Origin of the sequence: Streptomyces flavofungini (genome assembly GCF_041028215.1) — a bacterium.
GTDB lineage: Bacteria > Actinomycetota > Actinomycetes > Streptomycetales > Streptomycetaceae > Streptomyces > Streptomyces flavofungini_B.
In genome coordinates this window covers 1-10,927 of sequence record NZ_JASKYR010000211.1, presented here as the reverse complement: position 1 = coordinate 10,927, position 10,927 = coordinate 1, and the positions used below count along the sequence as shown (strand labels likewise).

General features: G+C 71.1%; 13 protein-coding genes. 7 read left to right on the top strand and 6 right to left on the bottom strand.

Annotation, left to right across the window (positions count from 1 at the left end; all coding sequences use genetic code 11):
- Window positions 1-1,557: glycosyl hydrolase family 28-related protein (locus AB8Z36_RS16780; RefSeq protein ID WP_369214115.1), on the top strand; the 1,557-nt coding region annotated here is incomplete at its 5' end.
- On the opposite strand, the gene AB8Z36_RS16775 is transcribed toward AB8Z36_RS16780, so the two are convergent.
- On the bottom strand, window positions 1,490-2,869 hold the full coding sequence (locus AB8Z36_RS16775; RefSeq protein WP_369214114.1) for an MDR family MFS transporter: 1,380 nt from the start codon (window positions 2,867-2,869) through the stop codon (window positions 1,490-1,492). The genes AB8Z36_RS16780 and AB8Z36_RS16775 overlap by 68 nt on opposite strands.
- Before the next feature lie 210 nt (window positions 2,870-3,079).
- Here AB8Z36_RS16775 and AB8Z36_RS16770 point away from each other — a divergent pair, with 210 nt between their 5' ends.
- The 3 genes from AB8Z36_RS16770 to AB8Z36_RS16760 all read left to right on the top strand — a co-directional run bounded on the left by AB8Z36_RS16770 (window position 3,080) and on the right by AB8Z36_RS16760 (window position 5,392).
- Window positions 3,080-3,841, top strand: coding sequence for a phosphoglyceromutase (locus AB8Z36_RS16770; protein WP_365355032.1), 762 nt, complete (start codon window positions 3,080-3,082; stop codon window positions 3,839-3,841).
- A gap of 109 nt (window positions 3,842-3,950) precedes the next feature.
- The gene (locus AB8Z36_RS16765) at window positions 3,951-4,886 is read left to right on the top strand and encodes a class I SAM-dependent methyltransferase (RefSeq protein ID WP_369214113.1); all 936 of its coding nucleotides are present in this window, start codon (window positions 3,951-3,953) and stop codon (window positions 4,884-4,886) included.
- On the top strand, window positions 4,883-5,392 hold the full coding sequence (locus tag AB8Z36_RS16760; RefSeq protein WP_369214112.1) for a hypothetical protein: 510 nt from the start codon (window positions 4,883-4,885) through the stop codon (window positions 5,390-5,392). The genes AB8Z36_RS16765 and AB8Z36_RS16760 overlap by 4 nt, the downstream gene beginning before the upstream one ends.
- Window positions 5,393-5,560: 168 nt before the next feature.
- On the opposite strand, the gene AB8Z36_RS16755 is transcribed toward AB8Z36_RS16760, so the two are convergent.
- From AB8Z36_RS16755 to AB8Z36_RS16745, 3 genes are all read right to left on the bottom strand, one after another.
- On the bottom strand, window positions 5,561-5,887 hold the full coding sequence (locus AB8Z36_RS16755) for a hypothetical protein (RefSeq protein ID WP_369214111.1): 327 nt from the start codon (window positions 5,885-5,887) through the stop codon (window positions 5,561-5,563).
- Window positions 5,884-6,189, bottom strand: a complete 306-nt coding sequence (locus AB8Z36_RS16750; RefSeq protein ID WP_369214110.1) for a DUF6247 family protein — start codon at window positions 6,187-6,189, stop codon at window positions 5,884-5,886. The genes AB8Z36_RS16755 and AB8Z36_RS16750 overlap by 4 nt, the downstream gene beginning before the upstream one ends.
- A gap of 148 nt (window positions 6,190-6,337) precedes the next feature.
- Window positions 6,338-6,553, bottom strand: a complete 216-nt coding sequence (locus AB8Z36_RS16745) for a hypothetical protein (RefSeq protein WP_369214109.1) — start codon at window positions 6,551-6,553, stop codon at window positions 6,338-6,340.
- Window positions 6,554-6,836: 283 nt separating this feature from the next.
- On the opposite strand from AB8Z36_RS16745, the gene AB8Z36_RS16740 reads away from it, so the two are divergent.
- Window positions 6,837-6,995 (top strand): hypothetical protein, encoded by a 159-nt coding sequence (locus AB8Z36_RS16740; RefSeq protein ID WP_369214108.1) that lies wholly within the window; start codon window positions 6,837-6,839, stop codon window positions 6,993-6,995.
- Window positions 6,996-7,105: 110 nt separating this feature from the next.
- Here AB8Z36_RS16740 and phoU read toward each other — a convergent pair whose 3' ends face one another.
- Window positions 7,106-7,786, bottom strand: coding sequence for a phosphate signaling complex protein PhoU (gene phoU, locus AB8Z36_RS16735; RefSeq protein WP_369214107.1), 681 nt, complete (start codon window positions 7,784-7,786; stop codon window positions 7,106-7,108).
- Window positions 7,787-8,076: 290 nt separating this feature from the next.
- On the opposite strand from phoU, the gene AB8Z36_RS16730 reads away from it, so the two are divergent.
- Together AB8Z36_RS16730 and AB8Z36_RS16725 are read left to right on the top strand one after the other, a co-directional pair.
- Entirely contained in the window at window positions 8,077-9,333 is a 1,257-nt protein-coding gene (locus AB8Z36_RS16730; protein WP_369214106.1) for a sensor histidine kinase, read from the top strand.
- A complete protein-coding gene (locus AB8Z36_RS16725; RefSeq protein WP_018527980.1) occupies window positions 9,330-10,010 on the top strand; it encodes a response regulator transcription factor in 681 nt (226 codons plus the stop codon). The genes AB8Z36_RS16730 and AB8Z36_RS16725 overlap by 4 nt, the downstream gene beginning before the upstream one ends.
- Window positions 10,011-10,120: 110 nt before the next feature.
- Here AB8Z36_RS16725 and AB8Z36_RS16720 read toward each other — a convergent pair whose 3' ends face one another.
- A complete protein-coding gene (locus AB8Z36_RS16720) occupies window positions 10,121-10,894 on the bottom strand; it encodes a DUF461 domain-containing protein (RefSeq protein ID WP_369214105.1) in 774 nt (257 codons plus the stop codon).
- Between the last annotated feature and the right edge of the window lie 33 nt (window positions 10,895-10,927).

Genomic DNA, 10,927 nt, shown 5'->3' with positions numbered 1-10,927 from the left:
CACCCCCAGATCCCCTACATCGGCCACGCCGGATGCCGTACGGGCGACGGCCCCCTCCGCCACCCCGCCCCGGGGGCCCGACGCATCTACGACATCCGCCACTACGGAGCCGAACCGAGCGGAGCCGCGTCGGACGCGGTCAAGGACGCGGCCCCCGCGATCAACCGTGCCCTCGCCGAGGCGGGCAGGCGCGGCGGCGGCACCGTACTCATCCCGCCCGGCACCTACCGCATCGACGACGCCCTCCGCATAGCCCACGACAACGTCATCCTCCGGGGCGCGGGCAGCGCCCGTACCACTCTCCTCGCGACCAGGAGCCTCACCGAGCTGATCGGCCCCTACGGCTCCCGCTACGGCGGTGACAAGTCGAGCTGGTCCTGGGCCGGAGGCCTCATCTGGCTCTGCCCGCAGGCCCGTTACGACGCGCTGCCCACCGCCATCAAGGCCAAGGCCTGGCCCTTCGAGGGCTGGACCGGCAACAGGCGCGACGAGTGGCGCACGCTGACCACGCTGGGCGAGGCCCGTCGTGGCTCCTGGTCCGTCCGCGTCGCGGAGACGTCCCGACTCCGCGCGGGAGACCTCGTACTCCTGCGGCTCTCCGACGACCCCGGCCACACCCTGCTCCAGCACATGGCGGGCGGCGGCGCGGGGCCGCGGGCGTACGTCTGGGACGACAAGACGAAGCTGACCTCCTACGTCCCCTACGAGTGGCCCGTAAGGATCGCCGCCGTCGACCGCCGCAAGCGCGAGGTCACCTTCGAGCGGCCCCTGCCGCTCGACGTACGCGCGGAGTGGGACCCCCGCCTCACCACCCACGTGAAGGCGCTGACCGGCTCCGGCGTCGAAGGGCTCACCCTGGAGGCCGTCGAGACGCCGCAGGGACCGCACCTCCTGGACAAGGGGTACAACGGCGTCACGTTCCAGTGCGCGTACGACTGCTGGGCCGACGACATCGTCGTGCGCCACATGGACAACGGCTTCGGTCTGGTCGCCGCGTCCGCCTGCACCCTGCGCCGCACGCGCGTGACGGGGCGCGGCTCGCACCACCCGTACTTCTGCCGGGAGGGCTCGCACGACAACCTGACCGAGGACTTCCGGATCGACGCCCGCACCACGCCCGCCCCGCCCGGCACCCAACTGCACGGCATCAACGTCGAAGGCCTCTCCTCCCACAACGTCTGGTCGCGCGGGCACATGGAGATGGGCACCTTCGACAGCCACCGCGGGATGCCGTTCGCGAACGTACGCACCGACATCACCGTCGAGAACAACGGACGCCACGGCGGTGACGCGAGCGCGGGCCCCCTCTTCGGTGCCCGCTTCACGCACTGGAACATCCGCGTCACCAACGAGCGCGCGGGCCTGATGAAGATCGACGGCCTGGCGCCCCACAGCGCCACGGTCGGGCTCAACACCGTCCGCGAGTTCGACCAGACCGACGTACCGGACTTCACGGGCGACCTGCACGCGCGCCTGGAGCTGTACGGCACTACGGACGCGGTACGGCCCCGGAATCTGCATGAGGCGCAGCGGGCGCTGCGGGTGCGACGGGCGTAACCGGCGTGACGGGCGTAACCGGTGTGACGGGCGAAGTCTCCGTAAGGGACGCCTCGGGCGCCTTCGCCCTGGGCTGTGTCTCCGGTGTCTCCGGTGTCTCCGCTGTCTCCTCGGCGGGCAGCCTCCGCATCAGCCCCCTGTACCCGAGCGCGGCCACCGTGCCGAGCACCGCGCACGCCGCCCACAGCCAGTCCGCGCCGAACCGGTCGATCGTGAGGCCGGACATCAGCGGGGCGACGAGCGCGGCCACCGACCACGACATCGTGTACATGCCCTGGTAGCGCCCGCGTCCGTGGACCGGGGAGAGCCGTACGACCAGGCCGGTCTGCGTCGGCGCGTTGACGATCTCGGCGAGCGTCCAGACGCAGACCGTCAGCGCGAAGACGCCGAGCGACCCGGCGAAGGCGGTGAGCCCGAAGCCGTAGCCCGCGATGACCGACGAGAGCACGAGGAGCCGTCGCGGGTCCCGGTGCTCGATGAAGCGGGTGACGGGGATCTGGAGGGCGACGATCAGTACGCCGTTCACGGCGATGGCGAGGCCGTAGTCGGCGGGCGTGAAACCGGCCTCGCCCATCGCGACCGGCAGCCCCACGGCCCCCTGCTGGAAGATCAGCGCGACGAGGAAGGACAGTCCGACGACGCCCATGAAGCGCCCGTCCCGCAGCACGGTGCCGAGCCCGCCCCGCGGTTCCGCCGCCTTTTCGAGCGCGGTGCGTACGGGCCGGGACTCCGGCAGCTTCACGAACACGACGATCGCGCAGGCCATGGTCATACCGGCCTCGATCAGGAACCCGGCGCGGTAGCTGTAGGAGGCGATGAACCCGGCACCGGCCGATGAGACGGCGAAGCCGAGGTTGATGGCCCAGTAGTTGAGCGAGAAGGCCCTTACCCGGTCCTCGGGCCGCACGATGTCCGCGATCATGGCCTGCACGGCGGGCCGCGAGGCGTTGCTCGCCATGCCGACGAGGAAGGCGACGCCCGCGATGGCCACCGGGTGCTGCACGAATCCGAGCACGGCCACGGAGACGGCCGTCGAGGCCTGCGCGATCAGCAGCGTGGGCCGCCGCCCGAGCCGGTCGGTCATGACGCCCGCGCCGAGCGAGGACACGACGCCGCCCAGCCCGTGCAGGGCGGCCACGAGTCCGGCGTACGAGGCGGAGTACCCGCGCTCCAGCGTCAGATAGAGCGCCATGAAGGTGGCGACGAAGGCTCCGAGCCGGTTGACCAGCGTGCTCGTCCACAGCCACCAGAAGGCGCGGGGCATCCCCGAGACGCTCTCGGTGACGGCACGTCTCATGGCGCTGACAGGCATGGCGATCCCCCGGAATGGCGTGAGTGGAGAGCTTGTGTAAGCGTCTCAGGCGGCATCGACACATTACGAGTGGCCGCTTTCGCCCTGCCAGTCAATTGACGACTTCCGTCAATGCTCGGGGTGCGCGTCAGGTCCGCCCTCCGTCCCGCGCCCGCGAGGTCCCGCGCCCGCGCGCGCGAGGCTCCCAGGGGTTCGATTACGCTCGGGGGCATGGCCGACGCACCGTACAAGCTGATCCTCCTCCGCCACGGCGAGAGCGAATGGAACGCGAAGAACCTGTTCACCGGCTGGGTGGACGTCAACCTCAACGAGAAGGGCGAGAAGGAGGCGGTCCGCGGCGGTGAGCTGCTCAAGGACGCCGGCCTGCTGCCCGACGTGGTCCACACGTCCCTCCAGAAGCGCGCGATCCGCACCGCGCAGCTCGCCCTGGAGTCGGCCGACCGCCACTGGATCCCGGTCCACCGCTCCTGGCGCCTGAACGAGCGCCACTACGGTGCCCTCCAGGGCAAGGACAAGGCGCAGACGCTCGCCGAGTTCGGCGAGGAGCAGTTCATGCTGTGGCGCCGCTCGTACGACACCCCGCCGCCGCCGCTGGACCGCGACGCGGAGTACTCCCAGTTCTCCGACCCGCGCTACGCCACGCTCCCCCCGGAGCTGCGCCCGCAGACGGAGTGCCTGAAGGACGTCGTCGTCCGCATGCTCCCGTACTGGTTCGACGGCATCGTCCCCGACCTCCTGACCGGCCGCACGGTCCTGGTCGCCGCCCACGGCAACAGCCTCCGCGCCCTGGTCAAGCACCTGGACGGCATCTCCGACGCCGACATCGCGGGCCTGAACATCCCCACGGGCATCCCGCTCTCCTACGAACTCGACGCGGAGTTCAAGCCCCTGAACCCGGGCGGCACCTACCTCGACCCGGACGCGGCGAAGGCGGCGATCGAGGCGGTCAAGAACCAGGGCAAGAAGAAGTAGCTTTTGTGATCATGCCTCCCACCTGCGCATACGGCGCGGATGGGAGGCATCTTCATGCGCTGGCACCTGGCGGCGTGTACCGCCGTAGGAGGACATAGGGTTCTGCCCCGTGCCCCAGCTTGAGATTTCCGATCTGATCACGGCGGTGGATCCGCGCAGTGGTCACCGGGTCCCCGTCCGGCGTGCCGAGGTGATCCAGCAGCTCCGTGCGAGCGGGGACGAGCGTGCGGTGCGGATCGTCGCCGGGTTGCCCGTGGACCGGGACGGTGTGCTCGACCCGTGTGCCGTGGACCGCCTGCTCATCCGCGTGCACACCGAGCTCCAGCGCCTGAGTGAGGAACTGCGGATCGGTGAACGGCTGGTGCATCTGCTCGGCCCTCTCTTCACCGCGATCCGGCAGACCACCGGGCTGCCCGGTCCATACCGCCTGGTCGACGTCGGTTGCGGTCTGGGCTATCTCGTCCGTCGGCTGGCGGCCACCGGTGCCCTCGGTGGGGAGGTCGAGCTGGTGGGGGTCGACCTCGACGCCGCGCTGGTCGGCGAGGCGGACCGCCTTGCCCGGGCGGAGGGGCTCGACTGCCGATTCGTCCGGGGCAACGCCTTCGACCTGCCGCAGGTCGCGACCGTCTACGTCTCCACCGGCGTGCTGCACCATTTCCGTGGTCCCGCGCTGGCCGAGTTCTTCCGGGCCCAGGGCGCCTCACCGGCGCATGCCTTCTGCCACTTCGACATCGCCGCGACCCCCCTCGCGCCCCTCGGCGCCTGGATGTTCCACCGTGCCCGGATGCGCGATCCGCTCGGCCGCCACGACGGCGTCGTCTCCGCGCGGCGCGCGCACAGCGACGAGACACTGCTGCGCTCCGCCGCGGTGCCCGGCATCCGCGCGCTGCTGTACGAGCCGCGCGGCACGGCGAACCCGTTCTGCACGACGGTGCGCCCGGTCATCGGTGTGCGCCCGCACCTGGAGGCGCCGCTTCGCCGCGCCCTCGGGCGGGACGCGCGCCGCCTGGTCGGCCCGGAACGCCTCGCCGGGACCGGCCGATGACGCCCGCCATACCGCTCGTACTCCTCGGTCTGGTCGACGCGGCGTTCAGCGGCTTCCGCGCCTACGCGGGCAGCGACGCCCGCATCCGCAGACAACGGGCGACCGTCCGAGCCGCCCTGCGCGGACTGGCCGTCGGGTCCGTCCTGTTGCTCGCCTCCGCGCTGACCGCCGCCCTCCTGCTGCTGACCGCACGCGACCGGGCACGGACCTACGACACCCTGACCGCCGGCGGCCTCGGCTACCTGCTCCCGCTCACTATCTACGCCATCGCCGTACTCGTCTCGCTCGCCGCCTACTTCACCCTGCCCTTCCGCGCAGGCACCCTCGCGATGGTCATCGGCCTCGGCCCGCTGACCCTGCTGCGCCCGCTGGTGATTGTCGCGGCCTGCCTCGGCGCGGCCCTCGGTGGCGGCGGACCCGCCCTACTGATCGGCGCGACCGCAGGCGCCGCCGTACTGTGCGTCGAACCTGCGGTGCATCGGCGCTGGTACCGCCCCACGCGGTGAAGGGCCCGGGCGAAGCCGTGCAGTTGCCACCGCGCGCCGCGCAGGCAAGACGTCCCTAGACGCCGCCTCGTCTGCGATTACGACGTCGAGGCGTAACGCCCACCCGGCCCCCGGGCGGTGCCCGACGCAATTGATCAAGCCGTCACACCGCCCCCTGAAGAGCCGACGTCACTGCCAGAAGATCTCCTCCACCACGATCTGCGGGTCGTCCGCGCGGTGCATGAAGATGTATCGGAGCCAACCGCGGTAGGTGTCGAAGTACAGGACGCGAGGGCCCTTGGGGCTGGTGGAGCGGGCCGGTTCCACGCGCATCGTGGGCGGTAGTTCGGCGTCGGCTTCGATGCCGCGGATGTAGGGGTCCTTGGCTGTCACCAGTTCGGCCCGTGCCGCGTCGACGATCTTCCGTACATGCTCCGGCAGGGCGTCGCGCGCGGCCTGCGCCTTGAGTGCCCAGTCCATCTGCCAGGGCGGCCCCATGAACCCGCCGTCGCTCACCGGCCAGGCTCCGTGCGGGCGGCCATGTGGCGGATGTTGGAGGCTTCCTCCAGGAGCTTCTTGCCCTCGGCGAGGTCCGTGGCCTCGGTGGCGCGCGCTTCGAGGTCGGTCAGGTGGGCGCTGAGGTGCGGGTCGCGGGCGATCGCGTACTCGCCCCACCAGCGAGCCAGGAACGCGGGCACGGGCCCGAGGTCGAAGGAGTCGGCGATCGCCCGCTTCCAGTGCGCGTCGAAGTCACCGAGCAACTGCGGGGCGTGCTGGACCATGGCTTCGCGGAGTGCCTTGGGGGTTCTCTCCGGCATGGGAGGGATGCCCGGTGAGTCACTGGCAGCAGTACTCAATGCTCTGTCCTCCGTCGCCTCCACCGGCCCACGCCGCTCCGTCCCGGAGCCTACCTTCGTCGGTCCGGGCCGCGCGGAGGTTCCTGCCGCCCCTGCCGGAACCGGAACGTCAGGGCGTCCCGGACTCCGTGATGCCCTGGGCCGCGCTCCCCACCACGTCCAGGATCCACTGGCCGAATGCCGTAGGGGCTATCAGGACACCGAAGACCAGGACGATGAGTACCGTCATCTTCTCGTCCGCCCGGCTCCTGGCCTGCGTGCGTCTGCGCAGGCGCAGGATGATGATCACGGCAAGCAGAACCGCCACATTGATCGTCAGAACCATCGGCCAGACCCCCCTCGGACGACGACGTCCCAGCCTTCTTGTGTAGCTGCGAACGACTTTGAGTGGCAGGTCTGTTACGTACGGTTGGCAGTAATGCGTCTATGTGCGGCCGAATCGGCACGTGCGGGGTGGGTATGACAGGGGCCAGGAATCGGGCCGCCAAGCGGGCCGCCCCGGCACACGCAGGCACGGGCACGCGCGTGTGCGCCGTTGATGCGCCCGCCCCGCCGGGCATGCAATGGGGAGGTACGCCCCTGCCGTACGCCTTCGAAAAGGAGCTCCCATGGCCGAGTCCCGCAAGAATCAGACCGTCCCCGAGCCGTCGGCCGACACCCCGGGCCTGCCGAGGCTCGTGCTGCTCGGTGCCTGCGGCTGCGGCTCCGGTTGCAGCTGCGGCTGCCAGTCCGGCGGAAGCTGCCAGTGCGGCGGAAGCTGCGGCTGACCCCCGGCCGACGCGCCCCGCACGGGCCCCCGGCCGACGCGCCCCGCACGGACCTGACCCCGTGCGGGGCGCGTCGCCCCACGGCGTGCAGCCGGAGCAGGCGAACGGGGCTACGCCCCCTCCACCGGCGTCCCCGCGGGCTGGATCTCGTCCGCGTGTTCGCCCGTCACCAGGTACACGACCCGCTTCGCCACCGAGACCGCGTGGTCCGCGAAGCGCTCGTAGTAACGGCCGAGCAGGGTCACGTCGACAGCCGTCTCGATGCCGTGCTTCCAGCGGTCGTCCATCAGGTGCTGGAAGAGCGTGCGGTGGAGCTGGTCCATCTCGTCGTCGTCCTGTTCGAGCTGGAGCGCGAGATCGACGTCCTTGGTGATGATGACCTCCGCCGCCTTCGCCATCAGGCGCTGCGCGAGCTGGCCCATCTCCAGGATCGTGGCGTGCAGGTCCCGCGGCACCGCCGAGTCGGGGAAGCGCAGCCGGGCGAGCTTCGCCACGTGCTGGGCCAGGTCGCCCGAGCGCTCCAGGTCGGCGCTCATCCGCAGCGACGTGACGACGATGCGCAGATCGGTGGCGACCGGCTGCTGCCGCGCCAGCAGGGCTATCGCACGCGCCTCCAGGTCGTGCTGAAGATCGTCGACCTTCTGGTCGGCGGCGATGACGCTCTCCGCCATCTTCAGGTCGGCGTCGAGCATGGCCGTCGTGGCGCGCCCGATCGCGGACCCGACCAGACGGGCCATTTCGACCAGGCCGTCGCCGATCGAGTCAAGTTCCTCGTGGTACGCGTCCCGCATGTGGCTGTCCCTCTCTAGTACGTCTCGGGGGTCCCAGAACGTCTCAGGGTCTGGCCCCACGCTCCCACGGTGTGGCCTGGACGCGTCCGTTACCGGCACCCCGCGTGAACCGCCCCCGTCATCAAGGTGAACTGTGGGAGACGGACGGCGGCCCTTCCGCCGCGCTCCCCACCAGCACCTCCGGAGGAAATGAACCAGTGCCGTCCCCACGGTGAACTCTGGGCGACGAGTGTTCGAGGCGGCCCCCGTTCGGCTGTGGACGACACCTGACCGGCGCATAACCTGGACGCATGGACGTGAACGCGGCGGTCGCCGCAGCGGCAGCGATCGCCGGAGTGTGCACCGGCGTCATCGCCATGCTGGCGTTTCGCTGGAGCGAGCGCGACCAGAAACGCCCCACCCGGACCTCCCTGCACACTGACCCCGTACTGCCGCCCGGCGTCGACACGGTCCTCTCCGTGCTGCGCTCGTCCGCCGTCGTCCTCGACGAGGCCGACAGCGTGGTCAAGGCCAGCTCGGCGGCGTACGCCCTCGGCCTCGTGCGCGGCGGCAAGCTCGCCGTCGACCCGATGCTCCAGATGGCCCGCGACACCCGTCGTGACGGAGAGATACGACAGGTCGAGCTGGACCTGCCCCGGCGCGGCACCGGCCGCGGCGAGGCCCTCGCGGTCTCCGCCCGGGTGGCGCCGCTCGGCTCCCGGCTCGTGCTGCTCCTGGTCGAGGACCTCACGGAGGCCCGCCGCATCGAGGCGGTACGCCGCGACTTCGTCGCCAATGTGAGCCATGAGCTGAAGACGCCGGTCGGCGCCCTCTCGCTGCTCTCCGAAGCGGTCATGGACGCCTCCGACGACCCCGAGGCCGTCGAGCGCTTCGCGGGCCGCATGCAGGTAGAGGCGACCCGTCTGACCAGCCTCGTCCAGGAGCTCATCGACCTCTCCCGGGTCCAGAACGACGACCCGCTGGAGGACGCGGAGCCGGTCCGCGTCGACGAGCTGGTGGCGGAGGCGATGGACCGCAGCAGGCACCAGGCCTCGCACAAGCAGATCACCATGGCGGCCGGGGGGACCGCGGAGCTCCAGATCTGGGGCAACCGCGGCCAGCTCGCCGCCGCCCTCGGCAACCTCGTCGAGAACGCGGTGAACTACAGCCCCGCCCGCACCCGCGTCGGCATAGCCGCCCGCCGGGTCACGGCACCCGGGGGCGACATGATCGAGGTGGCCGTCACCGACCAGGGCATCGGCATCTCCGACAAGGACAAGGAGCGCATCTTCGAGCGCTTCTACCGCGTCGACCCGGCCCGCTCGCGGGCCACCGGCGGTACGGGCCTCGGCCTCGCCATCGTCAAGCACGTGGCCGCCTCGCACGGCGGGGAGGTCACGGTGTGGAGCTCCGAGGGTCAGGGCTCCACGTTCACCCTGCGGCTGCCCGAAGCGGCCGCGCACCGCGACCGCGGAACCGGTCACGGCGGCGGACTCGACCGCGAGACGGTCCCCCCCGACGAGACCACCACGTACGAACCCATTCCAGCCCCGGAGGTCCTTCCGTGACCCGAGTGCTCGTCGTCGAGGACGAGGAATCCTTCAGCGACGCTCTGTCCTACATGCTCCGCAAGGAGGGCTTCGAAGTCGCCATCGCGGCGACCGGCCCGGACGGACTCGACGAATTCGAGCGCAACGGCGCCGACCTCGTCCTGCTCGACCTGATGCTGCCCGGCCTGCCCGGCACCGAGGTCTGCCGTCAGCTCCGCGGCCGCTCCAACGTGCCGGTGATCATGGTCACCGCCAAGGACAGCGAGATCGACAAGGTGGTGGGCCTGGAAATAGGGGCCGACGACTATGTCACCAAGCCGTTCTCCTCGCGGGAGCTGGTCGCCCGCATCCGCGCGGTCCTGCGCCGCCGCGGCGAGCCCGAGGAGGTCGCGCCGCAGGCCCTGGAGGCGGGCCCGGTCCGCATGGACGTGGACCGCCACGTGGTGACGGTCTCCGGCTCCAAGGTCGATCTGCCGCTCAAGGAGTTCGACCTCCTGGAGATGCTGCTGCGCAACGCGGGCCGCGTCCTGACCCGTATGCAGCTGATCGACCGCGTCTGGGGCGCGGACTACGTGGGGGACACCAAGACCCTCGACGTGCACGTCAAGCGCCTGCGCGCCAAGATCGAGCCGGACCCGGGCGCCCCGCGCTACCTGGTCACGGTCCGTGGCCTCGGCTACAAGTTCGAGCCGTAGACCGGACAGCGGCACCGGGCTCCCCAGGGAGCACGGAAGGGCGGGACCCGGGTCCGGGTCCCGCCCTTCCGTCTGACTGAGCCTCGTCCGGCCTCGGCCGAGCGCCCGGGTCAGTGCTGCGTGTCGGCGCCCGCGTCGTCCGAGCCCTGGTCGCCGGTGCCGCTGCCGTTGGCGGAGGCGGACGAGTCGGGGCCCTCCGCGGCGCCGTCCTGGCCGTTCCGGCCCTCGGCGGCCTGGTTCTCGCCCTGGCCCTCGCCCTCGGGCCTGCCGCTCTCACCGTCGGACGGCTTGCCCGAGTTGCCCGCCGACGGCTTGCCGGAGTCGGACGGCTTGGCCTCGGGCGACTGCGGGACCTGGGTCGGGCCCCACTTGCTGAAGTAGCTCTCGGCGGGCACGACGAACGCCTGGAGCCGCACGTCACCCGTCTTGCTGAAGGCGAAGGTGACCCGCTGCGCGTTGCCGTCCTTGACGGCGTCGCGGCTGCTGGGCAGGACGGCGGAGGCGTTGTCCTTGCCGCCGATGACGACGGAGCCGCCGGCGGGGATCGTCAGCGGGCCGTTCGCCTTGGACTTCTTGTCGTCCTTGGCGGCGGTGATCTTCGCCTTCTTGCCGGTGCCGTCGACCGTGATCGAGTCGAGGGTCTGGTCGGACGAGCCGGAGTTGAAGACCGTCGCGGAGACCACGGCGGGCCCCTTGGACTTCAGGTCGGGCTGCGTGATGACCATGGCGTTCTGGATCTTGATGTCGCCGACGGAGGTCGCCGCGTTGTCCGGCTTGACCTCCAGCGTCTGAGCGTCGTTGCCCGCGCCGCACGCGGCGAGCGAGGCAAGCGAGAACGCGATGGCGGTGGCGGCGATGGCGCCGCGTCGAAGGCTGCGGCTCACGGCGGCGGCAACTCCTTGGGCGAGAGGTACGGG